Annotated in this window: 21 protein-coding genes; 17 read left to right on the top strand and 4 right to left on the bottom strand. The window is 63.4% G+C overall.

The features are described 5' to 3' along the window. Nucleotides 1-72: 72 nt before the first annotated feature. On the top strand, nucleotides 73-1,719 hold the full coding sequence (locus tag FW760_RS12095) for a Na+/H+ antiporter (protein ID WP_043863248.1): 1,647 nt from the start codon (nucleotides 73-75) through the stop codon (nucleotides 1,717-1,719). A gap of 109 nt (nucleotides 1,720-1,828) precedes the next feature. Here the strand turns inward: FW760_RS12095 and FW760_RS12090 are convergent, their stop codons facing one another. From FW760_RS12090 to map, 4 genes are all read right to left on the bottom strand, one after another. Then, a complete protein-coding gene (locus FW760_RS12090; protein WP_116053058.1) occupies nucleotides 1,829-2,572 on the bottom strand; it encodes a M12 family metallopeptidase in 744 nt (247 codons plus the stop codon). A gap of 94 nt (nucleotides 2,573-2,666) precedes the next feature. Beyond that, on the bottom strand, nucleotides 2,667-3,860 hold the full coding sequence (gene dapC, locus FW760_RS12085) for a succinyldiaminopimelate transaminase (protein WP_043863249.1): 1,194 nt from the start codon (nucleotides 3,858-3,860) through the stop codon (nucleotides 2,667-2,669). Nucleotides 3,861-3,883: 23 nt separating this feature from the next. Beyond that, nucleotides 3,884-6,586 carry a [protein-PII] uridylyltransferase gene (locus FW760_RS12080; RefSeq protein ID WP_043863250.1) on the bottom strand — a complete coding sequence of 901 codons (2,703 nt, stop codon included), beginning with the start codon at nucleotides 6,584-6,586 and terminating at the stop codon, nucleotides 3,884-3,886. A gap of 20 nt (nucleotides 6,587-6,606) precedes the next feature. Next, on the bottom strand, nucleotides 6,607-7,389 hold the full coding sequence (gene map, locus FW760_RS12075) for a type I methionyl aminopeptidase (RefSeq protein WP_043863251.1): 783 nt from the start codon (nucleotides 7,387-7,389) through the stop codon (nucleotides 6,607-6,609). A 345-nt stretch (nucleotides 7,390-7,734) separates the two neighbouring features. Between map and rpsB the strand changes: the two genes are divergently transcribed. From rpsB to dnaE, 16 genes are all read left to right on the top strand, one after another. Further along, entirely contained in the window at nucleotides 7,735-8,475 is a 741-nt protein-coding gene (rpsB, locus tag FW760_RS12070; RefSeq protein WP_043863252.1) for a 30S ribosomal protein S2, read from the top strand. Between the two features lie 193 nt (nucleotides 8,476-8,668). Then, the gene (gene tsf / locus FW760_RS12065; RefSeq protein ID WP_043863253.1) at nucleotides 8,669-9,532 is read left to right on the top strand and encodes a translation elongation factor Ts; all 864 of its coding nucleotides are present in this window, start codon (nucleotides 8,669-8,671) and stop codon (nucleotides 9,530-9,532) included. Nucleotides 9,533-9,714: 182 nt separating this feature from the next. Beyond that, nucleotides 9,715-10,458 carry a UMP kinase gene (pyrH, locus tag FW760_RS12060; protein ID WP_038614006.1) on the top strand — a complete coding sequence of 248 codons (744 nt, stop codon included), beginning with the start codon at nucleotides 9,715-9,717 and terminating at the stop codon, nucleotides 10,456-10,458. Continuing rightward, nucleotides 10,455-11,012 (top strand): ribosome recycling factor, encoded by a 558-nt coding sequence (frr, locus tag FW760_RS12055; RefSeq protein WP_043863254.1) that lies wholly within the window; start codon nucleotides 10,455-10,457, stop codon nucleotides 11,010-11,012. The genes pyrH and frr overlap by 4 nt, the downstream gene beginning before the upstream one ends. A gap of 18 nt (nucleotides 11,013-11,030) precedes the next feature. After that, a complete protein-coding gene (uppS, locus tag FW760_RS12050) occupies nucleotides 11,031-11,786 on the top strand; it encodes a polyprenyl diphosphate synthase (RefSeq protein WP_043863255.1) in 756 nt (251 codons plus the stop codon). Further along, a complete protein-coding gene (locus FW760_RS12045; protein ID WP_054915002.1) occupies nucleotides 11,786-12,601 on the top strand; it encodes a phosphatidate cytidylyltransferase in 816 nt (271 codons plus the stop codon). Before uppS ends, FW760_RS12045 begins: the two co-directional genes overlap by 1 nt. Then, nucleotides 12,598-13,788, top strand: a complete 1,191-nt coding sequence (gene ispC, locus FW760_RS12040; protein ID WP_116053061.1) for a 1-deoxy-D-xylulose-5-phosphate reductoisomerase — start codon at nucleotides 12,598-12,600, stop codon at nucleotides 13,786-13,788. Before FW760_RS12045 ends, ispC begins: the two co-directional genes overlap by 4 nt. Nucleotides 13,789-13,845: 57 nt before the next feature. Next, nucleotides 13,846-15,198, top strand: a complete 1,353-nt coding sequence (rseP, locus tag FW760_RS12035) for an RIP metalloprotease RseP (RefSeq protein ID WP_116053064.1) — start codon at nucleotides 13,846-13,848, stop codon at nucleotides 15,196-15,198. Between the two features lie 74 nt (nucleotides 15,199-15,272). Further along, nucleotides 15,273-17,621 (top strand): outer membrane protein assembly factor BamA, encoded by a 2,349-nt coding sequence (gene bamA / locus FW760_RS12030; RefSeq protein ID WP_043863259.1) that lies wholly within the window; start codon nucleotides 15,273-15,275, stop codon nucleotides 17,619-17,621. A gap of 45 nt (nucleotides 17,622-17,666) precedes the next feature. Then, nucleotides 17,667-18,170 (top strand): OmpH family outer membrane protein, encoded by a 504-nt coding sequence (locus FW760_RS12025; protein WP_043863260.1) that lies wholly within the window; start codon nucleotides 17,667-17,669, stop codon nucleotides 18,168-18,170. 2 nt (nucleotides 18,171-18,172) lie between these two features. Further along, a complete protein-coding gene (gene lpxD / locus FW760_RS12020; RefSeq protein ID WP_043863261.1) occupies nucleotides 18,173-19,228 on the top strand; it encodes a UDP-3-O-(3-hydroxymyristoyl)glucosamine N-acyltransferase in 1,056 nt (351 codons plus the stop codon). Nucleotides 19,229-19,340: 112 nt separating this feature from the next. Further along, nucleotides 19,341-19,781: a 3-hydroxyacyl-ACP dehydratase FabZ gene (gene fabZ, locus FW760_RS12015; RefSeq protein WP_038613986.1), complete on the top strand. Its 441-nt coding sequence runs from the start codon at nucleotides 19,341-19,343 to the stop codon at nucleotides 19,779-19,781. Then, nucleotides 19,778-20,554 carry an acyl-ACP--UDP-N-acetylglucosamine O-acyltransferase gene (gene lpxA, locus FW760_RS12010; protein ID WP_088514540.1) on the top strand — a complete coding sequence of 259 codons (777 nt, stop codon included), beginning with the start codon at nucleotides 19,778-19,780 and terminating at the stop codon, nucleotides 20,552-20,554. Before fabZ ends, lpxA begins: the two co-directional genes overlap by 4 nt. 1 nt (nucleotide 20,555) lies before the next feature. Next, nucleotides 20,556-21,683 carry a lipid-A-disaccharide synthase gene (gene lpxB, locus FW760_RS12005; RefSeq protein ID WP_104571828.1) on the top strand — a complete coding sequence of 376 codons (1,128 nt, stop codon included), beginning with the start codon at nucleotides 20,556-20,558 and terminating at the stop codon, nucleotides 21,681-21,683. Further along, nucleotides 21,684-22,313, top strand: a complete 630-nt coding sequence (rnhB, locus tag FW760_RS12000) for a ribonuclease HII (RefSeq protein ID WP_054914999.1) — start codon at nucleotides 21,684-21,686, stop codon at nucleotides 22,311-22,313. It abuts the gene before it with no gap. A 102-nt stretch (nucleotides 22,314-22,415) separates the two neighbouring features. Continuing rightward, complete coding sequence (dnaE, locus tag FW760_RS11995) at nucleotides 22,416-25,937, top strand: DNA polymerase III subunit alpha (protein ID WP_058541490.1); 3,522 nt, start codon at nucleotides 22,416-22,418, stop codon at nucleotides 25,935-25,937. The last annotated feature ends 34 nt before the right edge of the window (nucleotides 25,938-25,971 follow it).

The raw sequence follows: 25,971 nt of genomic DNA, 5'->3' as shown, positions 1-25,971 counted from the left end.
GTAACATGTTGTTTCAATGGCATAACCCTGGCCGTTGAGCGTATTTGAAACTGAACAGGAAAAACACGCCGTATGCAGTCAGCCTATACCGTTCTCATCCTGCTGATGCTGGTCAGTGTCTCGAAACTGGTGGGGCGATTGATCCCGCTGCCACTGCCGCTGGTGCAGATTGGTGCCGGTGCGCTGCTGGCCTGGCCGACCCTGGGCCTGCACGTGGCCCTGGACCCTGAGCTGTTTCTGTTCCTGTTCTTGCCCCCGTTGCTGTTCTCCGATGGCTGGCGCATGCCCAAGCGCGAGTTCTGGCGCCTGCGCGGGCCGATCCTGACCCTGGCGGTGGGGCTGGTGCTGTTCACGGTGGTGGGGGCCGGCTATTTCATCCACTGGATCCTGCCGAGCATACCGCTGCCGGTGGCCTTTGCCCTGGCCGCTGTGCTGTCGCCCACCGACGCGGTGGCGGTGTCGGCAATCAGCCAGGATCGCCTGCCCACCCCGTTGATGCACATGCTGCAGGGTGAGGCGCTGATGAACGATGCCTCGGGCCTGGTGACGTTCAAGTTTGCGCTGGTGGCGGCGATCACCGGGGTGTTCTCGCTGGCCGAGGCCAGTGTGACCTTCGTGCTGGTGGCCGTGGGTGGCCTGGCCATCGGCGTGGCGCTGAGCTGGTTGGTGGGGCGCCTGCGGGTGTGGATGATCGCGCGCGGCTGGGACGACCCGGCCACCCACGTGGTGTTCATGCTGTTGCTGCCGTTCGCCGCCTATGTGCTGGCCGAGCGCCTGGGTGCCTCGGGCATTCTCTCGGCGGTGGCGGCGGGCATGATGCAGAGCTGGCTTGACCTGCTGCCGCGCCAGACCAGCACGCGCCTGCTCAACCGCAGTGTGTGGTCGCTGCTGGAGTTCGCCTTCAACGGCCTGATCTTCCTGCTGCTGGGCCTGCAACTGCCCGATATCGCCAAGGCGGTGACCAGTCATGAGGCATCGCTGTGGCCAACCCTGCTGTACCGCTGCCTGGATGTGGTGGCGATCTTCCTGGTGTTGCTGGCGCTGCGGTTCATCTGGGTGCAGAGCATCTGGCGCCTGATCGGGGTGATCCGGCGCTGGCGCGGCAAGGAAGACCTGGTGCTGGTGCCCAACGCGCGTTCGTGCTGGCTGCTGACCGTGGGCGGCGTGCGCGGGGCGGTGACCCTGGCGGGCGTGATGTCGGTGCCGCTGCTGATCGGCGCGGGCAAGGCGTTCCCCGAACGCGACCTGCTGATCTTCATTGCCGCAGGGGTGATTCTGCTATCGCTGGTATCGGCCTGCATTGCCTTGCCGTTGCTGCTGCGCGGGGTGGAGAAGAGCCCCGACGATACCCTGCGCCAGGAGGCACGCGAGGCCTGGCGGCGCACCGCCGAGGCGGCGATCCATGCGTTGGAGGCCGAGGAACTGGTGGAGCCCGGCGCGCCCCAGGATGCCTCCCAGGCCGCACTGGCCGCCGAGTTGAAGGCGCGCCTGATGGCCGAGTACCGGCAGCAACTGGACGTGTTCAACGACAGTGCCGAGGCCCAGGCGCTGGCCGCGCAGATGGATCAGCTGGAGCGACGCCTGCGCCTGCGGGCGCTGCGGGCGCAGCGCCTGGAGCTGTACAGCCTGCACCGCCAGCACCAGATCGGTGATGACGTGGTACGCCAGGTGCTGGGTGAGCTGGACATGAGCGAGGCCAACCTGGGGCCGGTCAAGTGAAGTGCTCGGGGTCGCATGGCGGCCCCGCGCTGGGGGGCAGTCGCGCGGACAGGTCAGGCGCACGCTGGCGCCCAGGTCCCGCTCGCTGCCGGGCTGGGCGGGGTGCACTTCACGGGTGTACCGGGGTGAAGGGGTAGGCCTTGCCCGCCAGCGCCTTGTCGCCGTCACTGAGCTGCGCCGAGCCGGTGAAGGCCACATTGTTCAGGGTGAAGGTGGCCGGAATCGGGTAGTGCATGACCGAACCCGGGTCGTAGGCGTTGTGCAATGCCTGCGTGCGCTCGATCCTGTTCAGGAAGTTTTCAGCAATCTCTTCCATGGGCATGCCGACCTGTTCGGCGTATTCCAGCAGCTTGGCCAGGTTCCACTGGATGTCCGCATCCGGGTGCTGATGTTCATGGTCCAGGCCCAGCGCGTGCCCGAACTCATGCAGCACGCTGCGCTGGAACTGCTCATCGCCAGGCCAGTCGCTGAGGGTCATGGTGCTGTCTTCGCGGAGCAAGGCGTCGGTCCCGACCAGTGAATGGTTGATCCCCGTGCCGCTTGGCTTCATCTCGATCCTGATCTGTGCTTCGGCCCAGTCGGCGGTGCGCTGGAACTTGAGGTTGGCGTACGCCAGCCATTGGCAGGCAACCTCGAAGATGCTCTGTTGCGTCTGTTCCGGTATGTCGGCCGCGAAGGCGATGAGCAGGGTGCGGCCCGGCGCCCACAGGCGGCTGTGGTAGGCAACGCCGCGTTTCTGACGACCCGAGCGCGAGGGCTGCGGGGCGTTGAGCGGGTTTTCTTTCAAAGCTGTTTCGTAGGATTGCTGCTGATCGGCCACCTGGGTGACCTTGCACAAGGTTGGTATGTCCATGCTGGAGCTCCTGTTGAGTGGAGCTCCATGATTGGCGGGCCGACCGGGCTTTGGGCGTTACTTATCTATCGGTCGGCCGACCAGGCGTACCGGCTCAGCCTTCGACGAATGCGCGGATGCGCTGGGCCGCCTCGACACATTCGGCAAGCGGGGCCACCAGCGCCAGGCGCACGCGTCCGGCCCCCGGATTGAATCCCTCCACCTCGCGAGACAGGTACGAGCCCGGCACCACGGTCACGTGCTGCTGTTCGAACAGGTCGCGGCAGAACTGCGCGTCATCGCCGGGGACCTTCGGCCACAGGTAGAAACCGCCGTCGGGCTTCTGTACATCCATTACCGGGGCCAGCACCTGCAGCACGGCGTCGAACTTCTCGCGATACAGGTCGCGGTTCTCCAGGACATGCGCCTCGTCGTTCCAGGCGGCGATGCTCGCCAGCTGGGTCTGTACCGGCATCGCGCAACCGTGATAGGTGCGGTAGAGCAAAAAGGCCTTGAGAATCTCGGCATCGCCGGCCACGAAGCCCGAACGCAGGCCTGGCAGGTTGGAGCGCTTGGACAGGCTGTGGAACACCACGCAGCGCTTGAAGTCGCTGCGGCCAAGTTCCACGCAGGCGCTGAGCAGGCCGGGTGGCGGGGCCTGCTCGTCGAAGTACAGCTCGCTGTAGCACTCGTCGGCGGCAATCACGAAGTCGTGCTCGTCGGCCAGTGCGATGAGTTTTTTCAGGGTGTCCAGCGGCACCAGTGCGCCAGTCGGGTTGCCTGGCGAGCACAGGAACAGGATCTGGCAACGCTGCCAGATCTCGGCTGGCACCGCGTCGAAGTCCGGGTTGAAGCCGTTGCTGTCCAGGCACGGCAGGTAGTGCGGCTGGGCGCCGGCGAGCAACGCGGCACCTTCGTAGATCTGGTAGAACGGGTTGGGGCTGACGATCAGCGCGTCCTCACCACGGCTGACCACCGCCTGGGTGAAGGCGAACAGCGCCTCGCGGGTGCCGTTGACGGGCAGCACGTGCTGTGCGGCACTCAGCCAGCCGGCCGGTACACCGAAGCGGCGCTCGCACCAGTGCACGATGCTTTCGCGTAGCGCGGGCAGGCCCAGGGTGGTGGGGTACACCGCCATCTTGTCGAGGTTGTCGGCCAGCGCCTTGGCCACGAATGCCGGCGAGGCGTGCTTGGGCTCGCCGATCGACAGGGCGATGGCGCGCTTGTCTGCGGCCGGCGTCACGCCATCGAGCAGGGCACGCAGTTTCTCGAACGGGTAGGGCTGAAGCTGGTTCAAAGCGTTGTTCATTGGCGCTGGGTCTCGTCAATCGGTCAAAGGGTGAGGCGGGTCATCTCGACGCCGGTGGCCTGGTCGACGCGCAACTGCTCGACGATCTCGGCCTGCAGGCGGCGGCACAGTTCAGGGTCGGACAGCGGCTGGTTGTCGGCGTCGGTAATGAAGAACACGTCTTCCACCCGCTCGCCCAGGGTGGCGATCTTGGCGTTCTGCAGCGACAGGTCGAACTCCAGGAAGATCTTGCCGATGCGTGCCAGCAGGCCCGGGCGGTCCGGGGCGCTGAGCTCGAGGATGGTCACCGGGCGCTGGGCATCGTTGAGGATGGTCACCTGGGGCGCGAAGGTGAAGTGCTTGAGCTGGCGCGGTACCCGACGCTGGATGATGGTGGGGTAGTCGTCGGGGTTGCGCAGGGCTTCGGTGAGGCCTTCACGGATTTCCTTGACGCGCTGCGGGTTGTCGCCGATCGAGCCGCCGTCGTTGTCGAGCACGATGTAGGTGTCGAGGGTGAACTGGCTGCTGGAGGTGATGATGCGTGCGTCGTGGATGTTCAGGTTGAGCTGGTCCATCGCGGCCACGGTCACGGCGAAGAAGTCGTGCTGGTCGGGGGCATAGATGAAAATCTGCGTACCGCCCTCGAACTCGCGCTGGGTGGTCTCCTTGATCAGCACCAGCGGGCCGCCGTCGGCCGGCTGCTGCAGGATCGCATCGGAGTGCCAGGCCACGTCCGCGGCGGTGTGGCGCAGGAAGTAGTCATCGCCCAGTTGCGACCACAGTTGTTCGACGTCGTCCGGGTCGGTGCCTTCGCGTACCAGGATGTCCAGAGCTGCGCTCTGGGTCTGGCGGATCTGCTCTTCGCGTTCCAGCGGGTTTTCCAGGCCGCGGCGCAGGGCCCGCTTGGTTTCGGTGTAGAGCTGGCGCAGCAGGCTGGCGCGCCAGGAGTTCCACAGGCTCGGGTTGGTGGCGTTGATGTCGGCCACGGTGAGCACATAGAGGTAGTCCAGGTGCACCAGGTCGCCGACCAGCTGGGCGAAGTCGTGGATCACCTGCGGGTCGGAGAGGTCCTTGCGCTGGGCAGTGGTCGACATCACCAGGTGGTTCTGCACCAGCCACACGATCAACCGGCTGTCCCAGGCGGGCAGCTGGTGGCGGCTGCAGAATGCCTGGGCGTCCACCGCACCGATCTCGGAATGGTCGCCCTGACGCCCCTTGCCGATGTCGTGGTACAGGCCGGCGAGGTAGATCAACTCGGGCTTGGGCAGGCGCCCCATGAGCTTGCTGGCCAGCGGGAATTTCTCGGACACGGGGGTGTACTGCAGTTTGCGCAGGTGCTTGATCAGGTTCAGGGTGTGCGCATCGACCGTATAGATGTGGAACAGATCGTGCTGCATCTGCCCCACGATCAGGCCGAACTCGGGCAGGTAGCGCCCCAGGATGCCGTAGCGGTTCATGCGGCGCAGGTTGCGGTGGATGCCGATCTCGCACTTGAACAGCTCGATGAACAGGCTGGTGTTGCGGATATCGTTGCGGAACTCGTCGTCGATCAGGTGCCGGTGCTCGCGCAGCAGGCGGATGGTGTCGGCACGCACGCCCTTGATTTCGGGGTGCTGAGCCATCAGCACGAAGATCTCGAGCATGGCGAACGGGGTGCGCTTGAACACGTTGCTGCGCACCGCCTCGATGTAGCCGTCATGCAGCTGGAAGCGCGGGTTCAGCGGCTGGGTGCTGCTGGCGCTGTCATCGGCGAGGATGACTTCCTCGAAGTGCTGGATGATCAGGTCGCTGAGCTCGGCGATGCTCATCACCACCCGGTAGTACTGCTGCATGAACTGTTCGATGGCGCGCTTGGGGTTGTCGTCGGTAAAGCCCAGCAACGCGGCGATGCTGCGCTGGTGGTCGAACAGCAGGCGGTCTTCGGCGCGCCCGGCGAGCATGTGCAGGGCGTAGCGCACCTTCCACAGAAACTCCTGGGACGAGGCCAGCAGGTTGTTCTCGCTCTCCAGCAGGAAGCCTTCGCCGGCCAGCGCATGCAGGTTGAGCGTGCCGTACTGGCGGCGCGCTACCCAGAGCACGGTCTGGATGTCGCGCAGGCCACCGGGGGAGCCCTTGACGTTGGGTTCCAGGTTGTACTCGGTGTCGTTGTACTTGTGGTGGCGCGCCTTCTGCTCGGCGCGCTTGGCCAGGAAGAATTCCTTGCTCGGCCACATGTGCGCCGTGCTGGTGACCTCGAGCATGCGCTGGCGCAGGTGTTCGGGGCCGCAGATGGTGCGGCTTTCCATCAGGTTGGTGACCACCGTGAGGTCGGCGCGCGCCTGTTCGGCGCATTCGTCCACCGAGCGCACGCTCTGGCCGACTTCCAGGCCGATGTCCCAGAGCAGGGTGAGAAAGCGCTCGATCGAGTCGCGAAACACCTCGTGGTCGGCGTCATCGAGCAGGATCAGCAGGTCGATGTCGGAGTAGGGGTGCAGCTCGCCGCGCCCGTAGCCGCCGGTGGCGATCAGGGCGATGTCGGCGGCTTCGCTCCAGCTGAACTGGTTCCATGCCTGTTGCAGGATGTTGTCGACGAACCAGGCGCGGTCCTCGATCAGTCGGCGGATCTCGCGGCCGCTGCGAAAGCGCCCGTCGAGCACCTCGCCGGCCTGGCGGATGGCTTTCTTGAAGGCCGCTATGGGGCTGGCCTTGAGGGCCAGTTCCGCCTGGAACTGGCCGCGGTCGAACAGCTCGGGGTCCACCTGGGGCATCGATGACGTTCCTGTGAGGGTCAGGCCGAAGTGCGCGGGATCGTGTCGTCCTTGCGCAGGGTGAAGATCTCGTAGCCGGTGGCGGTGACCACCAGGGTGTGTTCCCACTGCGCCGAGAGCTTGCGGTCCTTGGTGATGGCGGTCCAGCCGTCGCCCAGCACCTTGGTGTCGGCCTTGCCCTGGTTGATCATCGGCTCGATGGTGAAGGTCATGCCTTCCTTGAGTTCCATGCCGGTACCGGCGCGGCCGTAATGCAGGATCTGCGGCTCTTCATGGAACACCTTGCCGATGCCGTGGCCGCAGAACTCGCGCACCACCGAGAAGCCGTTCTTTTCGGCGTGCTTCTGGATCACTTCGCCGATGTCGCCCAGGCGGCAGCCCGGCTTGACCAGCTCGATGGCCTTGTACATGCACTCCTGGGTGACCTGGGACAGGCGCTCGGCCCATACCGGCACGGTGCCGACGTGGAACATGCGGCTGGTGTCGCCGTGGTAGCCGTCCTTGATCACGGTCACGTCGATGTTCAGCGTGTCGCCATCCTTGAGCGGCTTGTCGCCCGGGATCCCGTGGCATACCACGTGGTTGACCGAGGTGCAGATCGACTTGGGGAAGCCCTTGTAGTTCAGGGGCGCGGGGATGGCCTGCTGCACGTTGACGATGTAGTCGTGGCACAGGCGGTCGAGTTCCTCGGTGGTGACACCGGGCTTGACGTGTTCTTCGATCATCTCCAGGACTTCGGCGGCCAGGCGGCCGGCGACGCGCATCTTTTCGATGTCTTCGGCGGTTTTGATAGTGACGGTCATTGCAGGCTCTCTACGGCGCGCGCAGGCGCAAATGAAACGGGAAAGGCGTGATTCTAACAGAGCGAGGCGGCGGGCTGGGGCCTGGGCTGCGGGGCATTGCCTACTATTTATGTTGATTGCATCGGTCGCTGCGTGAGCAGGGCGGGTGCAACCCTCGGGTGTCGTCTGTTTTTTCGGTTTCGCTCGGCTCACTTGTGTGGTATAAAATGCGCCGCTTTCGGGGATAGCCCCGTCTGCTCAAACCCACACACGTGTCGACACGATGGCCTGGGTGCCCCTGACTTCGGTTTCGGGGTTGGTCATTGGGATACGTGGAGGCCCAACCCGACTTATCAAGGAACTATCATGTCCCAAGTCAACATGCGCGATATGCTGAAGGCCGGTGTGCACTTCGGTCACCAAACCCGTTACTGGAATCCGAAAATGGGCAAGTACATTTTCGGCGCGCGCAACAAGATCCACATCATCAACCTTGAAAAAACCCTGCCGATGTTCAACGAGGCACTGACCTTCGTAGAGCGCCTGGCCCAGGGCAAAAACAAGATTCTGTTCGTCGGCACCAAGCGTTCCGCTGGCAAGATCGTTGCTGAAGAAGCAGCACGTTGCGGTTCGCCGTACGTCGATCACCGCTGGTTGGGCGGCATGCTGACCAACTACAAGACCATCCGTGCTTCGATCAAGCGTCTGCGCGACCTGGAAACCCAGGCCGAAGATGGTACCTTCACCAAGCTGACCAAGAAAGAAGCGCTGATGCGCACCCGCGATCTGGAAAAACTGGACCGCAGCCTGGGTGGTATCAAGGACATGGGCGGCCTGCCTGATGCCCTGTTCGTGATCGACGTTGACCACGAGCGCATCGCTATCACCGAAGCCAACAAGCTGGGTATCCCGGTCATCGGCGTTGTCGATACCAACAGCAGCCCGGAAGGCGTTGACTACATCATCCCAGGCAACGATGACGCCATTCGCGCCATCCAGCTGTACATGGGTTCGATGGCTGACGCCGTTATCCGTGGTCGCAACAACGTTGCCGGCGGCACCGAAGTGTTCGCAGAAGAAGCAGCTGCACCGGCTGCCGAAGCCTGAGTAGCTGACGCTTAGCGTCGACTCGGCACGCAAAAAGGGGGCTTGGCCCCCTTTTTGCCACCTTGAAATCCTCTTGTCAGCGTCGCCGTTGCATCATTGCGAACTGCATGTGCTCTGGCAGTGGATTTCCAGAATTGAACGCCCGTCAGGTATCGGGTGGAATGGTTGAAAACCTATCCAAGAGGAATTTGAAATGGCAGCAATTACTGCAGCGCTGGTAAAAGAACTGCGCGAGCGTACCGGCGAAGGCATGATGGATTGCAAGAAAGCCCTGGAAAAGGCTGGCGGCGACATCGAAAAAGCCATTGACGACATGCGTGCTTCGGGTGCCATCAAGGCAGCCAAGAAAGCTGGCAACGTTGCCGCTGAAGGCGCCATCGCCATCAAGGCCGACGACAAGTCCGCTGTCCTGCTGGAAGTGAACTCGCAGACCGACTTCCTGGCCCTGCAAGACGACTTCAAGGCCTTCGTCGCCGAAAGCGTCGAGCAAGCCTTCGCTGAAAAACTGACCGACGCTGCGCCGCTGATCGCTGCGCGTGAAGCTGCTCGTGAAGCCCTGGTGGCCAAGGTTGGCGAAAACGTCAACATCCGTCGCCTGGTGCGCGTTGAAGGTGACGTTGTCGGTACCTACCTGCACGGCAACAAGATCGGTGTTGCAGTGGTCCTGAAGGGCGGCGACGTCCAACTGGCCAAAGAGATCGCCATGCACGTGGCGGCAAGCAACCCTGAGTTCCTGCTGCCGTCGGAAGTTTCGGCTGAAGCGATCGAGCGCGAAAAAGCCGTGTTCCTGCAGCTGAACGAAGAGAAGATCAAAGGCAAGCCTGAGAACATCGTCGAGAACATGGTCAAAGGCCGTATCTCGAAGTTCCTGGCCGAAGCCAGCCTGGTCGAGCAAGCCTTCGTCATGAACCCGGAAATCAAGGTCGGCGAGCTGGCCAAGAAAGCCGGTGCCGAAATCGTTTCCTTCACCTACTTCAAGGTAGGCGAAGGCATCGAGAAGCCAGTCGACAACTTCGCTGAAGAAGTTGCTGCACAGCTGGCTGCTGCCAAGCAGTAAGACAGAGTCACCTCTGTCGCCCCAAAGAGGCTGCCCGCTCACGCGCGCAGCCTCTTTGTCAAAGCGGGGGCGGTTTACAACGCCGCCCTTTCGCTGGCGCAGTCGCTGCGCCACGCTACAGTTAGCAGGCTGAAAACAGCCCGCCCAGATTTTTTTTCAAAACGCCGCAGGAGAGATTCGCAATGGCTCAGCAGGGCAGTGGTTATCAAGCTCGCTATAAACGCATTCTACTCAAGCTTAGCGGCGAGGCCCTGATGGGCTCGGAAGAGTTCGGCATCGACCCCAAGGTGCTGGATCGCATGGCGCTGGAAGTCGGCCAGCTGGTCGGTATCGGTGTGCAGGTCGGCCTGGTGATCGGTGGCGGCAACCTGTTCCGTGGCGCGGCGCTCAGCGCAGCGGGCATGGATCGCGTTACCGGCGACCACATGGGCATGCTGGCCACGGTAATGAATGCGCTGGCCATGCGCGATGCGCTGGAGCGCGCCAACATCACCGCCATCGTCATGTCGGCGATCTCCATGGTAGGCGTGACCGATCACTACGATCGCCGCAAGGCCATGCGCCACCTGAACTCGAAAGAAGTGGTAATTTTCGCGGCCGGTACCGGCAACCCGTTCTTCACCACCGACTCCGCCGCCTGCCTGCGCGCCATCGAAATCGATGCCGACGTGGTATTGAAGGCAACCAAGGTCGATGGTGTATACACTGCAGACCCATTCAAAGACCCGCATGCCGAGAAGTTCGATCATCTTACCTACGATGAAGTGCTGGATCGCAAGCTGGGCGTGATGGACCTGACAGCTATCTGTCTGTGCCGAGACCACAAGATGCCGTTGCGCGTCTTCAACATGAACAAGCCTGGCGCCCTGCTGAACATCGTGCATGGTGGCGCTGAAGGGACCCTGATCGAGGAAGTTCAAAAATGATCAACGAAATCAAGAAAGACGCCCAAGCGCGTATGCAGAAATCCCTGGAGTCTCTGGCTTATGCGTTCGGCCAGATTCGTACCGGCAAGGCACACCCCAGCATCCTGGCAAGCGTGATGGTGCCTTACTACGGTACCGACACCCCGATCAGCGGCGTGGCCAACGTCACCGTGAAAGATTCGCGCACCCTGCAGGTGGTGGCGTTCGAGCGCAACATGCTCGCTGCCGTCGACAAGGCCATCCAGAGCGCCGGCTTGAATCTCAATCCGACCAACCTGGGTGAGCTGCTGCTGATCAGCATGCCAGCCCTGACCGAAGAAACCCGCAAGGGCTTCACCAAGCAGGCGCGCAGTGCGGCCGAAGACGCGCGTGTTGCTGTGCGCAACATTCGCCGCGATGCTCTGGGTGAGCTGAAGAAGCTGGTCAAGGACAAGGAAATCAGTGAAGACGAAGAGCGTCGCGCCATCGCTGATATCGACAAGCTGACCAAAGATACCGAGGCCCAGATCACCAAGGCCACCGAAGAGAAAGAAAAGGACCTGATGGCCGTTTAAGGGCCGGGACTTTTTTCAATGGAAAAGACCAAGCAGGGTGTGCCTCCATCGGTGCCGCGCCATGTCGCGATCATCATGGATGGAAATAATCGCTGGGCGAAGAAGCGCCTGTTGCCCGGCGTTGCCGGGCACAAGGCAGGCGTGGATGCGGTGCGCGCGGTCATCGAGGTGTGCGCCGAGGCCAAGGTCGAGGTCCTGACCCTGTTCGCGTTCTCCAGCGAGAACTGGCAGCGCCCGGCCGACGAGGTCGGTGCGCTGATGGAGCTGTTCTTCTCGGCGCTGCGCCGCGAGGCCAGGCGGCTCAACGAGAACAACATCAGCCTGCGCATCATCGGTGATCGCTCGCGCTTTCACCCTGAGTTGCAGGCCGCCATGCGCGAGGCCGAGGCGCTGACCGCAGGCAGCAATCGCTTCATCCTGCAGATCGCCGCCAACTACGGTGGTCAGTGGGATATCGCCCAGGCCGCCCAGCGCCTGGCGCGTGAAGTGCAGGCCGGGCATCTGCGCCCGGAAGACATCACCCCCGAGTTGCTGCAGCCGTGCCTGGCGACAGGCGATCTGCCGTTGCCCGACCTGTGCATCCGCACCGGTGGCGAGCACCGCATCAGCAACTTCCTGCTGTGGCAGCTGGCGTACGCCGAGCTGTATTTCTCCGACCTGTTCTGGCCGGACTTCAAACACGAGGCCATGCGCACTGCATTGGCCGATTTCGCTTCGCGCCAGCGCCGCTTCGGTAAAACCAGCGAGCAGGTCGAGGCTGGAGCCCGTGCTTAATGCTTAAACAACGCATCATCACTGCGCTGATTCTGTTGCCGATTGCCCTGTGCGGGTTTTTCCTGCTCGACGGGGCGAACTTTGCCTTGTTCATCGGCCTGGTGGTCACCCTCGGGGCCTGGGAATGGGCCCGCCTGGCCGGGCTGATCGCCCAGGGCCTGCGCGTTGCCTATGCCGTGGTGGTCGCCGGCCTGCTGATGCTGCTGCACCTGATGCCGGAGCTGGCACCCTGGGTGCTGGGCGTTTCGGTGCTGTGGTGGGCGCTGGCCACCTGGCTGGTGCTGACCTACCCGCGTACCAGCGAGCTGTGGGCCAGTGTGGCCTGCCGCCTGCTGATCGGCCTGCTGGTGCTGTTGCCGGCCTGGCAAGGCCTGGTGCTGATCAAGCACTGGCCCCTGGGCAACTGGCTGATCATGGCGGTGATGGTCCTGGTATGGGGTGCCGATATCGGCGCCTACTTCTCGGGCCGGGCCTTTGGCAAGCGCAAGCTGGCGCCGCAGGTCAGCCCCGGCAAGAGCTGGGAAGGTGTCTACGGTGGCCTGGCGCTGAGCCTGGTGATCACGGCGGTGGTGGGCGTGACCCGCGAGTGGAGCGCCGGCGAGCTGATCCTCGGTCTGTTCGGTGCCGCCGTCGTGGTATTGGTGTCGGTGGTCGGCGACCTGACCGAAAGCATGTTCAAGCGCCGTTCCGGAATCAAGGACAGCAGCAACCTGCTGCCGGGGCATGGTGGGGTACTGGATCGCATCGACAGCCTCACGGCTGCCATCCCGCTATTTGCCGTGCTGCTGTGGGCCGCCAACTGGGGCGCGCTGTGAGCCGCCCGCAACGGATCACGGTGCTGGGCGCCACAGGTTCCATTGGCTTGAGCACACTGGACGTGATTGCCCGTCACCCCGAGCGCTACCAGGCCTATGCCCTGAGCGGCTATTCGCGTCTGGGCGAGCTGCTGGCCCTGTGCCTGCGCCATGCTCCGGTGTATGCCGTGGTGCCGGGCGATGAGGCCGCGCAGCAGTTGCAGGCCGACCTGCGTGCTGCGGGGTCGAGTACCGAGGTGCTGGTGGGCGAGCAGGGCCTGTGCCAGGTGGCGGCCGACCCGCAGGTGGATGCGGTGATGGCGGCCATCGTCGGTGCGGCGGGGCTGCGTCCGACCCTGGCCGCAGTGGAGGCGGGCAAGAAGGTGCTGCTGGCCAACAAGGAGGCGCTGGTGATGTCCGGCGCCCTGTTCATGCAGGCCGTGCAGCGCAGTGGTGCGGTACTGCTGCCGATCGACAGCGAGCACAACGCGATCTTCCAGTGCCTGCCTGGGGACTATGCCCGCGGCCTGGCCCAGGTGGGTGTGCGGCGCATCCTGCTGACCGCCTCCGGTGGTCCGTTTCGTGAAACGCCGCAGGCCGAGCTGGAGCACGTCACCCCGGAGCAGGCCTGTGCGCACCCGAACTGGTCCATGGGGCGCAAGATCTCCGTCGACTCGGCCAGCATGATGAACAAGGGCCTGGAGCTGATCGAGGCGTGCTGGCTGTTCGATGCCAGGCCTGCCCAGGTCGAGGTGGTGGTCCACCCGCAAAGCGTGATTCACTCGCTGGTCGACTACGTCGATGGTTCGGTGCTGGCACAGTTGGGCAACCCCGACATGCGCACGCCGATCGCCAGCGCCCTGGCCTGGCCGCAGCGCATCGACTCGGGTGTGGCGCCGCTGGACCTGTTCGCCGTTGCCCGCCTGGATTTCCAGGCGCCGGACGAGCAGCGCTTTCCGTGTCTGCGCCTGGCGCGTGAAGCGGCGGACGCCGGCAACAGTGCCCCTGCGATGCTCAATGCGGCCAATGAAGTGGCCGTCGAGGCATTTCTTCAGCGGCGCATCCGCTTCCCGCAGATCCCGAGTATCATCGAGCACGTGCTCAACCAGGAAGCGGTCGTTGCCGTGCCGACGCTGGAGGCGGTGTTTGCAGCCGACCAGCGTGCACGCAGCCTGGCCGGGCACTGGTTGGATCGTCACGGGGTCTGAGGTGCGACGTCGCCACGGGTTGCGCCCGCTCCCGCTGAACGCTATTCGGAGAAAGACATGAGTGCGCTCTACATGATTATCGGCACCCTGGTCGCATTGGGCGTGCTGGTCACCTTTCACGAGTTCGGTCACTTCTGGGTGGCGCGGCGCTGCGGCGTCAAGGTTTTGCGGTTTTCCGTAGGGTTCGGCATGCCGCTGGTACGCTGGCATGACCGCCATGGCACCGAGTTCGTGGTGGCCGCCATTCCCCTGGGCGGCTACGTGAAGATGCTCGACGAGCGCGAAGGCGAAGTGCCTGTCGACCAGTTGGAGCAATCGTTCAACTGCAAGAGCGTGCGCCAGCGCATCGCTATCGTCGCGGCCGGCCCCATCGCCAACTTTCTGCTGGCCATCGTGTTCTTCTGGGCATTGGCCATGCTTGGCAGCCAGCAGGCGCGGCCGGTCATCGGCGCGGTCGAGGCTGGCAGCCTGGCGGCCGCCGCAGGCCTTAGCGCCGGCCAGGAGATCGTCGCGGTCGACGGCAAGCCGACCAACGGCTGGGCAGCGGTCAACCTGCAGCTGGTGCGCCGGCTGGGTGAAAGCGGTGCGCTGCAGGTCAGCGTGCGTGAAGAGGGTGCCAGCACCGACAGCAGCCATGTGCTCAAGCTCGATGCCTGGCTCAAGGGTGCCGACGAGCCCGACCCGATCCGCTCCCTGGGCATCCGCCCATGGCGCCCGGCGCTGGTGCCGGTGCTGGCCGAACTTGATCCCAAGGGGCCGGCCCAGGCCGCCGGTCTGAAAACCGGCGACCGCCTGCTGGCACTCGATGGCAAGGCGCTTGACGATTGGCAGCAGGTGGTGGACACCGTGCGCGGCCGTGCCGGCAGCCGCATCGTGCTGAGCGTGGCGCGTGACGGGGCGACGCTGGAGTTGCCGGTAACCCTCGCCAGCCGTGGCGAAGGCCAGAATGCCAGTGGTTACCTGGGGGCGGGCGTGGCGCCGGTGGAGTGGCCTGCGGCCATGTTGCGCGAGGTCAGTTATGGCCCGCTGCAGGGCCTGGGCGAGGGTGTTTCGCGCGCCTGGAACATGAGCGTGCTGACCCTCGATTCGCTGAAGAAAATGCTGTTCGGCGAGCTCTCGGTAAAAAACTTGAGCGGACCGATAACCATTGCTAAAGTGGCGGGCGCTTCGGCCCAGTCCGGCGTTGGGGATTTCCTGAATTTCCTCGCCTACCTGAGCATTAGCCTGGGGGTTCTTAATTTGCTGCCCATTCCTGTACTGGATGGGGGGCATTTGCTGTTTTACCTGATCGAATGGGCGCGTGGTCGTCCGCTTTCGGATCGGGTGCAAGGTTGGGGGGTCCAGATCGGTATCAGTTTGGTAGTCGGGGTGATGTTGCTTGCCCTGATCAACGATTTGGGTCGACTGTAACGCTTCGCTCAATTGCGAACCTGTCGCGTCCCGCGGTGGGTCGTTTATTGCCAGTTGGAATAAGAAAGGACTTCATGAAACGTCTGCTGCTAACTGCGGTTCTCGCCGTACTGATGATCGCTGAAGTTCACGCCGAGTCCTTCACCATCTCCGATATTCGTGTCAATGGTCTGCAGCGGGTTTCCGCGGGCAGCGTGTTCGGCGCCTTGCCATTGAACGTTGGGGACGAGGCCGATGATCGGCGCCTGGTGGATTCCACCCGTGCGCTGTTCAAGACCGGCTTCTTCCAGGACATCCAACTGGGTCGCGACGGCAACGTCCTGATCATCACCGTGGTCGAGCGTCCTTCCGTCTCGAGCATCGAGATCGAAGGCAACAAGGCCATCAGCACCGAAGACCTGATGAAGGGTCTGAAGCAGTCGGGTCTGGCCGAAGGTGAAATCTTCCAGCGTGCCACCCTCGAAGGTGTGCGCAACGAGCTGCAGCGCCAGTACGTGGCCCAGGGCCGCTACTCGGCCGAGGTCGACGCCGAGGTGGTGCCGCAGCCGCGCAACCGCGTAGGTCTGAAAATAAAGATCAACGAAGGCACCGTCGCTGCCATCCAGCACATCAACGTGGTGGGCAACACCAAGTTCAGCGACGACGAGCTGGCCAGCCTGTTCGAACTCAAGACCACCAACTGGCTGTCGTTCTTCAAGAACGACGACAAGTATGCCCGCGAAAAACTGTCCGGTGACCTCGAGCGCCTGCGTTCCTACTACCTGGACCGCGGCTACATCAACATGGACATCGCCTCCACCCAGGTGTCGATCACCCCGGACAAGAAGCACGTCTACATCACCGTGAACGTCAACGAGGGCGAGAAGTACACCGTTCGTGACGTCAAGCTGTCCGGCGACCTGAAGGTGCCGGAAGACCAGGTCAAGGCACTGATGCTGGTGCAGCCTGGCCAGGTGTTCTCGCGCAAGGTGATGACCACCACCTCCGAGCTGATCACCCGCCGCCTGGGCAACGAAGGCTATACCTTCGCCAACGTCAACGGCGTGCCGCAGCCTCACGATGACGACCACACCGTCGACATCACCTTCGTCGTCGACCCGGGCAAGCGTGCCTACGTCAACCGCATCAACTTCCGTGGCAACACCAAGTCCGAGGACGAAGTGCTGCGCCGCGAGATGCGCCAGATGGAAGGTGGCTGGGCATCGACCTACCTGATCGACCAGTCCAAGACCCGCCTCGAGCGCCTGGGCTTCTTCAAGGAAGCCAACGTCGAGACCCCGGCCGTACCGGGCACCGACGACCAGGTCGACGTGAACTACAGCGTCGAAGAGCAGGCATCGGGTTCGATCACCGCCAGCGTCGGTTTCGCGCAGAGCGCCGGCCTGATCCTGGGTGGTTCGATCAGCCAGAACAACTTCCTGGGTACCGGTAACAAGGTCTCCATCGGCCTGACCCGTTCCGAATACCAGAGCCGCTACAACTTCGGCTTCGTGGACCCCTACTGGACTGCCGATGGCGTGAGCCTTGGCTACAACGCCTTCTACCGCACCACCGACTACGACGACCTCGACGTCGACGTGGCCAGCTATGCGGTGGACAGCCTGGGTGCGGGCGTCAGCGTCGGCTACCCGATCAGCGAGACTTCGCGCCTGACCTTCGGCCTCACCGCCCAGCAGGACAAGATCAAGACCGGTCGCTACACCGTTGACGAGATCTTCGATTTCGTCAAAAAGGAAGGCGACAACTACCTGAACTTCAAGGCATCGGCCGGCTGGTCGGAGTCCACCCTGAACAAGGGCGTGCTGGCTACCCGTGGTCACTCCCAGAGCCTGGTGCTCGAGGCGACCACCCCGGGCAGCGACCTGTCGTTCTTCAAGCTTGACTACCGTGGCCAGCTGTTCAAGCCGATCAACAACGACTACACCCTGCGTCTGCACACCGAGCTGGGCTACGGCGACGGCTTCGGCGGCACCTCGGGCCTGCCGTTCTACGAGAACTACTACGCCGGTGGCTTCAACTCCGTGCGTGGCTTCAAGGACAGCAGCCTGGGCCCGCGCAGTACCCCGAGTAAAGGCAACAACCCTGGCACTGCGCGTGACCCGGACCAGGATCCACTGCCGTTCGGCGGCAACGTGCTGGTGCAGGGCGGCGTGGAACTGCTGTTCCCACTGCCGTTCGTCAAGGACCAGCGTTCGCTGCGCACCTCGGTTTTCTGGGACGTGGGTAACGTGTTCGACACCAACTGCGGCTCCAAGCCGGATTGCGAGAAGGTCGGCCTCAGCGGCCTGGCCAGCTCGGTCGGCCTGGGCGTGACCTGGATTACTGCACTGGGCCCGTTGAGCTTCAGCCTGGCGATGCCGGTCAAGAAGCCGGACGATGCCGATACCCAGGTGTTCCAATTCTCTCTGGGCCAGACCTTCTAAGGGTCTGCCCCGCGTAAACGACAACGGATTCTGTAGGAGTGCATCGTGCGTAAGTTGACTCAACTGGCTGTACTGGCTGCGACCCTGATCGCGACCCCGGCATTTGCCGAGATGAAAATTGCCGTCCTGAACTATCAGATGGCGCTGCTGGAATCGGACGCGGCCAAGAAGTACGCGGTCGATGCGGAGAAGAAATTCGGCCCGCAACTGACCAAGCTGAAAAACCTGGAAAGCAGCGCCAAGGGCATCCAGGACCGTCTGGTCAAGGGTGGCGACAAGATGGCCCAGGGCGAGCGCGAGCGTCTGGAGCTTGAATTCAAGCAGAAGGCCCGTGACTTCCAGTTCCAGTCCAAGGAGCTGAACGAAGCCAAGGCCGTTGCCGACCGCGAGATGCTCAAGCAGCTCAAGCCCAAGCTCGACGGCGCAGTGGAGGAAGTGATCAAGAAGGGTGCTTTCGACCTGGTACTCGAGCGTGGCGCGGTCATTGATGTCAAGCCTCAGTACGACATCACCCGCCAGGTCATCGAGCGCATGAACCAGTCCCGTTGAACATGACTGCGACCATGAAACTCGGCCAGCTGGCCGAGTTCCTCGGGGCCACCCTCAGTGGCCCGGCGGAGCTCGACATCACTGGCCTTGCGACCCTGCACGAGGCTGGCCCGGGACAACTGAGTTTCCTGGCCAACCCGCAGTACCGCAAATTCCTGCCTGAGAGCAAGGCCGCTGCGGTCCTGCTCAAGGCTGCCGATGCCGAGGGCTTTGCCGGTCACGCGCTGATCGTTGCAGATCCCTACCTGGCCTACGCACGTGTTTCCCACCTGTTCGATCCAAAGCCCAGGGCTGTGGCGGGAGTTCATCCCAGCGCCGTGGTGGCTGCAGACGCACAGGTCGATGCCAGCGCCAGCATCGGTGCCTGTGCAGTGATCGAGAGCGGGGTGCAGATCGGCCCTGGCGTGACCATCGGTGCCCACTGCTTCATCGGTGCGCGCAGCGTGATCGGCGAAGGCGGCTGGCTGGCCCCGCGCGTCACGCTGTACCACGATGTGCATATCGGCAAGCGTGTGGTGATCCAGTCCGGCGCCGTGCTGGGGGGTGAAGGTTTCGGTTTCGCCAATGAAAAGGGCGTATGGCAGAAGATTGCCCAGATCGGCGGCGTGAGCATCGGCGACGATGTCGAGATCGGCGTGAACACCGCCATCGACCGCGGTGCACTGGCCGATACCCGTATCGGCAATGGCGTGAAACTCGACAACCAGATCCAGATCGCCCATAACGTACAGGTCGGCGACCACACGGCAATGGCCGCGTGTGTCGGTATTTCCGGCAGCACCAAGATCGGCAAGCATTGCACCATCGCCGGCGGTGTCGGCATGGTCGGGCATATTGATGTGTGTGATGGGGTGTTCGTCTCCGGGATGACCATGGTCACCCGTTCCATCACCGAGCCAGGTGCCTATTCGTCCGGTACGGCCATGCAGCCGCTGGGTGAGTGGCGCAAGAGTGCCGCGCGCATTCGCCAGCTGGATGAGATGGCCAAACGTCTTCAACAAGTGGAAAAGCGACTCGAGGCCGTGACCTCGGGCGACAAAGCTTCATCAGAAGGCTGATACCATTTCCTGATCAAGAGCGCCCAGCCGCTAGACTGCGCTCCTTGATTTGCTAAAGGAGCGCCGCTCGAACGTGCGCGCTCCCTATCTTTACTACAGGCTTCCCCCCGAAATGATGGACATCAACGAGATTCGCGAATATTTGCCTCACCGTTACCCGTTCCTGCTGGTGGACCGGGTGGTGGACTTGGACGTAGAGGCCCAGCGCATTCGTGCCTACAAGAATGTCAGCATCAACGAGCCTTTCTTCAACGGTCACTTCCCGGCGCACCCGATCATGCCCGGCGTGCTGATCATCGAAGCGATGGCCCAGGCAGCCGGCATCCTCGGTTTCAAGATGCTGGACGTCAAACCCGCGGACGGTACCCTGTACTACTTCGTCGGTTCCGACAAGTTGCGCTTTCGCCAGCCGGTGCTGCCGGGTGATCAACTGATCCTCGAAGCCAAGTTCATCAGCTGCAAGCGCCAGATCTGGAAGTTCGAGTGCCAGGCGTCGGTGGACGGCAAGCCGGTATGCTCGGCCGAGATCATCTGCGCGGAACGCAAACTATGAGTTTGATTGACCCTCGGGCAATCATCGATCCATCGGCAAAGATTGCCGACGGCGTCGAGGTCGGCCCATGGTCGATCGTCGGTGCCGGGGTCGAGATCGGGGAAGGGACCGTGATTGGTCCGCATGTGATTCTCAAAGGGCCGACCCGCATCGGCAAGCACAACCGCATCTACCAGTTCTCCTCTGTCGGCGAAGACACCCCTGACCTCAAGTACAAGGGTGAACCGACGCGCCTGGTGATCGGCGACCACAACGTGATCCGCGAAGGCGTGACCATTCACCGTGGCACCGTGCAGGACCGTAGCGAAACCACCCTGGGTGATCACAACCTGGTCATGGCCTATGCCCATATCGGGCACGACAGCGTGATCGGCAACCACTGCATCCTGGTCAACAACACCGCGCTGGCCGGGCATGTGCATGTGGGCGACTGGGCGATACTGTCCGGGTTTACCCTGGTGCACCAGTTCTGCCATATCGGCGCCCACAGCTTTTCCGGCATGGGTACCGCCATCGGCAAGGATGTGCCGGCCTTCGTCACCGTGTTCGGCAACCCGGCCGAGGCGCGCAGCATGAACTTCGAAGGCATGCGCCGTCGCGGTTTCAGCGATGAAGCTATCCATGCCCTGCGCCGCGCCTACAAGGTGGTGTATCGCCAGAACCTGACGGTCGACCAGGCCATCGCCGAACTGGCCGAGCCCGCCCAGCAGTTCCCCGAGGTCGACCTGTTCGTCAAGTCGATCCAGAACTCCGCCCGCGGCATCACCCGCTGACATGGCGCCACTCTGTGTAGCGCTGGTGGCAGGCGAAGCCAGCGGCGATATTCTTGGCGCCGGCCTGATGCGTGCACTCAAGGCCCGCCATCCGCAGGTACGCTTTATCGGCGTCGGCGGCCCATTGATGGAAGCCGAGGGGCTGAGTTCCTACTTTCCCATGGAGCGCCTGGCCGTCATGGGCCTGGTCGAAGTGCTGGGTCGCCTGCGCGAGCTGCTCAAGCGCCGCAAGCTGCTGATCCAGACGCTGATCGAGCAGAAGCCGGACGTGTTCATCGGTATCGATGCCCCCGACTTCACCCTCAACATCGAACTGAAACTGCGCCAGGCCGGCATCAAGACCGTGCACTACGTCAGCCCTTCTGTTTGGGCCTGGCGGCAGAAGCGTGTGCTGAAGATCCGCGAAGGCTGCGACCTGATGCTCACGCTGTTTCCGTTCGAGGCGCGGTTCTATGAAGAGCAGGGCGTGCCGGTGCGTTTCGTCGGCCACCCGCTGGCCGATACCATCCCGCTGCAGGCCGACCGCACTGCAGCGCGTGAAGCGCTGGGCCTGCCCGACGGACCCTTGGTGGCCCTGATGCCAGGCAGCCGTGGCGGCGAAGTAGGGCGCCTGGGTGCACTGTTTCTGGATACCGCACAGCGGCTTCGCGAGCTGGTGCCGGGGGTGCGCTTCGTCTCGCCCTGCGCCAACCCGGTGCGCCGTGCCCAGCTCGAACAGATGCTCGAAGGCCGCGACCTGCCACTGACCCTTCTCGACGGCCAGTCGCACCAGGCCCTGGCGGCCTGCGATGCGGTATTGATCGCCTCGGGCACCGCTACCCTGGAGGCGCTGTTGTTCAAGCGACCCATGGTGGTGGCGTACCGCGTGGCCCCGGTGACCTACTGGATTCTCAAGCGCCTGGTCAAAAGCCCTTATGTATCGCTGCCCAACCTGCTGGCCCAGCGCCTGCTGGTGCCCGAACTGCTGCAGGAGGCCGCCACCAGCGAGGCCCTGGCGCAGACCCTGGCACCACTGGTGAATGGTGGCGAGCAGCAGACCGAGAGCTTCGATCAGATTCACCGTACCCTGCGCCGCGATGCCTCCAACCAGGCAGCCGACGCGGTACTGGCCTTGCTGGAACATCGATAAATGCAAATCGGACTGGATTTCAACCTGGTCGAAGACCTGGTCGCCGGGGTTGACGAAGTCGGCCGCGGCCCGCTGTGTGGCGCGGTGGTGACCGCTGCCGTGATCCTCGACCCGAGCCGGCCGATCCTGGGCCTGAACGATTCGAAAAAACTCACCGAGGCGCGCCGCGAAAAGCTCTTCGACGAGATCTGCGAGAAGGCCCTGAGCTTTCACATCGCCCGCGCCGAGGTCGACGAGATCGACCAGCTGAACATTCTGCATGCCACCATGCTGGCCATGCAGCGCGCGGTCGAAGGCCTGCACATCACGCCCAAGCTGGCACTGATCGATGGCAACCGTTGCCCCAAGCTCAACGTGCCATCGGCGCCGGTGGTCAAGGGTGACAGCCAGGTGCCGGCCATCGCTGCGGCCTCTATCCTGGCCAAGGTGACCCGTGACCGGGAAATGGCTGCCTTCGAGCTGATCTACCCTGGCTACGGCATCGGCGGGCACAAGGGCTACCCGACCCCGCTGCACCTTGAAGCTCTGGCCCGGCTTGGCCCCACGCCGATTCACCGGCGCTCGTTCGCCCCGGTACGGGCTGCATTCGAGGCCCGTGGCCTGCAGGCCAACGGCCTGTTGCCGGTGTAGAGGCAACCCCCGTTCAGCCTGACCACTCCCGCGCAGGCTGTAGTTTTGATCGAGGCCCGGTACAATCCGGGCCTTGTTGTTTTGTGCTGCTATAGGATCATCATGTCGGCTTCTTTCGTTCATCTTCGCCTGCACACCGAATTCTCGCTGGTCGATGGCCTGGTGCGGATCAAGCCGCTGGTCAAGGCCCTGGCCGGGATGAACATGCCGGCGGTGGCCGTCACCGACCAGAGCAACATGTGCTCGCTGGTCAAGTTCTACAAGACCGCCATGGGCAGCGGGATCAAGCCGATCTGTGGGGCCGACCTGTGGCTGTCCAACGCCGACCCCGACCTGCCGCTGTCGCGCATCTGCCTGTTGGCGATGAACGCCAAGGGCTACCGCAACCTCACCGAGCTGATCTCCCGTGGCTGGATGGACGGCCAGCGCAATGGCGTGGTGGTCATCGAGCGCGAGTGGATCGCCCCGGCCAGCGAGGGTCTGATCGCCTTGTCGGCGGCCAGGGAAGGCGATATCGGCATGGCACTGCTGGGCAACAACCCGCAGGAAGCCGAGGCCCTGCTGCGCGACTGGATGGCGATGTTCCCCGATCGCTTCTATGTCGAGGTGCAGCGCACCAACCGCAGCGGCGACGAAGAGTATCTGCACGCCGCCGTGGCCCTTGCCGACCGCCTGGGCGCGCCGCTGGTGGCCACCAACGACGTGCGCTTCATCAAGCAGACCGACTACGACGCCCACGAAACCCGTGTGTGCATCGGCGAAGGCCGTGCCCTGGACGATCCGCGGCGTTCGCGCAACTACAGCGACCAGCAGTACCTGAAAAGCCCGGAAGAAATGGCCGAGCTGTTCAGCGACCTGCCCGACGCCCTGGCCAACACGGTCGAGATCGCCAAGCGCTGCAACATCGAGGTGCAGCTGGGCAAGCACTTCCTGCCCGACTTCCCCACGCCCAACGGCATGGGCATCGACGAATACCTGCGCCATGTGTCCCATGAAGGCCTGGAAGAGCGCCTGGCGGTGCTATGGCCCAAGGACACCACGCCCAACTATGAAGAGAAGCGCCAGGTCTACCTCGACCGGCTGAAGTTCGAGCTGGACATCATCATTCAGATGGGCTTCCCCGGTTACTTCCTGATCGTTATGGACTTCATCAAGTGGGCCAAGAACAACGGCGTGCCGGTAGGTCCGGGCCGGGGGTCGGGTGCCGGCTCGCTGGTGGCCTACGTGCTGAAGATCACCGACCTCGACCCGCTGGCCTACGACCTGCTGTTCGAACGTTTCCTCAATCCTGAACGGGTCTCGATGCCCGACTTCGACGTCGACTTCTGCATGGACGGTCGCGACCGCGTGATCGAGTACGTGGCCGACGCCTACGGGCGCAATGCGGTGAGCCAGATCATCACCTTCGGCACCATGGCGGCCAAGGCGGTGGTGCGTGACGTGGCGCGGGTGCAGGGCAAGTCCTACGGCCTGGCCGACCGCCTGTCGAAGATGATTCCGTTCGAAGTCGGCATGACCCTGGAGAAGGCCTACGAGCAGGAGGAAATGCTGCGCGACTTCCTCAAGACCGACGAGGATGCCAAGGAAATCTGGGACATGGCCCTCAAGCTCGAGGGCGTTACCCGGGGCACCGGCAAGCACGCCGGTGGCGTGGTCATCGCGCCGACCAAACTCACCGACTTCTCGCCGATTGCCTGTGACGAAGAGGGCGGCGGCCTGGTAACCCAGTTCGACAAGGATGACGTGGAGGCGGCCGGCCTGGTGAAGTTCGACTTCCTCGGCCTGCGTACCCTGACTATCATCAAGTGGGCGATGGAGACGATCAACCGCGAGCAGGCCAAGGCCGGCCTGCCGGACCTGAACATCGACTTCATCCCGCTGGACGACAAGAAGACCTACGACCTGCTGCAGAAGGCCGAGACCACTGCGGTATTCCAGCTCGAGTCGCGCGGCATGAAGGAGCTGATCAAGAAGCTCAAGCCCGACTGCCTGGAAGACCTTATCGCACTGGTGGCACTGTTCCGCCCGGGCCCGCTGCAATCGGGCATGGTGGACGACTTCATCAACCGCAAGCACGGCCGCGCCGAGCTGGCCTACCCGCACTCCGACTACCAGTACGAAGGCCTCAAGCCGGTACTGGCGCCGACCTACGGCATCATCCTGTACCAGGAACAGGTGATGCAGATCGCCCAGGTGATGGCCGGCTACACCCTCGGCGGTGCGGACATGCTGCGCCGGGCGATGGGCAAGAAGAAGCCCGAGGAAATGGCCAAGCAGCGTGGCGGTTTCATCGAAGGCTGCGCCACCAACAACATCGACCCGGACCTGGCGGGCAACATCTTCGACCTGGTGGAAAAGTTCGCCGGTTACGGTTTCAACAAGTCCCACTCCGCCGCCTACGGCCTGGTGTCGTACCAGACCGCCTGGCTCAAGACCCATCACCCGGCCGCGTTCATGGCTGCGGTACTGTCGGCGGATATGCACAACACCGACAAGGTGGTGACCCTGATCGAGGAAGTGCGCAGCATGAAGCTGCGCCTCGATGCACCGGATGTGAACACCTCCGACTTCAAGTTCACGGTCAACGACGACGGCCGCATCGTGTATGGCCTGGGCGCGATCAAGGGCGTGGGCGAGGGCCCTGTCGACGCGATCGTCGAGGCGCGCAGCAGCGGGCCGTTCAAGGACCTGTTCGACTTCTGCGAGCGGGTCGACCTCAAGCGCATCAACAAGCGCACCCTCGATGCATTGATCCGCAGCGGTGCACTGGATCGCCTGGGGCCGTTCTTCCACGACGAAATCAAGGCCTACCAGGCCAACATCGACCGTAACCGCGCGGTGCTGCTGGGGGCGATGGAAGAGGCGATCAAGTCGGCCGAACAGACCGCACGCACCCACGACAGCGGGCACTCGGACCTGTTCGGCGGGTTGTTCGTGGAGGCCGACGCCGACGTCTATGCCAACCACCGTAACGCCCGCGAGCTGACCCTCAAGGAACGCCTGCGCGGCGAGAAGGACACCCTGGGCCTGTACCTGACCGGCCACCCGATCGACGAGTACGAAGGCGAGATCCGCCGTTTCGCCCGTCAGCGCATCATCGACCTCAAGCCGGCCCGCGATACCCAGACCGTGGCCGGCATGATCATTGCGCTGCGCGTGATGAAGAACAAGAAGGGCGACAAGATGGGCTTCGTGACCCTCGACGACCGATCCGGGCGCATCGAGGCGTCGCTGTTTGCCGATGCGTTCATGGCCGCGCAGCCGTTGCTGCAGACCGACGCGATGGTGGTGGTCGAAGGGGAGGTCAGCAATGACGACTTCTCCGGTGGCCTGCGCCTGCGGGTCAAGCGCGTGATGAGCATGGAAGATGCACGTACCAACCTGGCCGAAAGCCTGCGCCTGAAGATCCATGCCGACGCCCTCAAGGGCGACCGCCTGGCGTGGCTGGGCGAGCTGTTCAAGCGCCATCGCGGCGCGTGCCCGATCAGCATGGAATACACCGGCAACGATGCGCGCGCCCTGCTGCAGTTTGGCGAAGGTTGGCGCATCGACCCCGCGGACGGACTGATTCAGGCCCTGCGTGACCAGTTCGGGCGTGAGAACGTCTTCCTGCAATATCGATGAATTGATGAATTTTTAATCTCGACCTGAATGCGCC

This window comes from Pseudomonas sp. 1176_21 (genome assembly GCF_052850635.1).
The sequence above is the reverse complement of the archived record's forward strand: the minus strand, read 5'-3'. Positions and strand labels throughout refer to the sequence as shown.

Coding starts and splice junctions, on each gene's coding strand:
- FW760_RS12095 (WP_043863248.1), top strand. CDS start 73: ATGCAGTCAGCCTATACCGTTCTCATCCTGCTGATGCTGGTCAGTGTC.
- FW760_RS12090 (WP_116053058.1), bottom strand. CDS start 2,572: ATGGACATACCAACCTTGTGCAAGGTCACCCAGGTGGCCGATCAGCAG.
- dapC (WP_043863249.1), bottom strand. CDS start 3,860: ATGAACAACGCTTTGAACCAGCTTCAGCCCTACCCGTTCGAGAAACTG.
- FW760_RS12080 (WP_043863250.1), bottom strand. CDS start 6,586: ATGCCCCAGGTGGACCCCGAGCTGTTCGACCGCGGCCAGTTCCAGGCG.
- map (WP_043863251.1), bottom strand. CDS start 7,389: ATGACCGTCACTATCAAAACCGCCGAAGACATCGAAAAGATGCGCGTC.
- rpsB (WP_043863252.1), top strand. CDS start 7,735: ATGTCCCAAGTCAACATGCGCGATATGCTGAAGGCCGGTGTGCACTTC.
- tsf (WP_043863253.1), top strand. CDS start 8,669: ATGGCAGCAATTACTGCAGCGCTGGTAAAAGAACTGCGCGAGCGTACC.
- pyrH (WP_038614006.1), top strand. CDS start 9,715: ATGGCTCAGCAGGGCAGTGGTTATCAAGCTCGCTATAAACGCATTCTA.
- frr (WP_043863254.1), top strand. CDS start 10,455: ATGATCAACGAAATCAAGAAAGACGCCCAAGCGCGTATGCAGAAATCC.
- uppS (WP_043863255.1), top strand. CDS start 11,031: ATGGAAAAGACCAAGCAGGGTGTGCCTCCATCGGTGCCGCGCCATGTC.
- FW760_RS12045 (WP_054915002.1), top strand. CDS start 11,786: ATGCTTAAACAACGCATCATCACTGCGCTGATTCTGTTGCCGATTGCC.
- rseP (WP_116053064.1), top strand. CDS start 13,846: ATGAGTGCGCTCTACATGATTATCGGCACCCTGGTCGCATTGGGCGTG.
- bamA (WP_043863259.1), top strand. CDS start 15,273: ATGAAACGTCTGCTGCTAACTGCGGTTCTCGCCGTACTGATGATCGCT.
- lpxD (WP_043863261.1), top strand. CDS start 18,173: ATGACTGCGACCATGAAACTCGGCCAGCTGGCCGAGTTCCTCGGGGCC.
- fabZ (WP_038613986.1), top strand. CDS start 19,341: ATGATGGACATCAACGAGATTCGCGAATATTTGCCTCACCGTTACCCG.
- lpxA (WP_088514540.1), top strand. CDS start 19,778: ATGAGTTTGATTGACCCTCGGGCAATCATCGATCCATCGGCAAAGATT.
- lpxB (WP_104571828.1), top strand. CDS start 20,556: ATGGCGCCACTCTGTGTAGCGCTGGTGGCAGGCGAAGCCAGCGGCGAT.
- rnhB (WP_054914999.1), top strand. CDS start 21,684: ATGCAAATCGGACTGGATTTCAACCTGGTCGAAGACCTGGTCGCCGGG.
- dnaE (WP_058541490.1), top strand. CDS start 22,416: ATGTCGGCTTCTTTCGTTCATCTTCGCCTGCACACCGAATTCTCGCTG.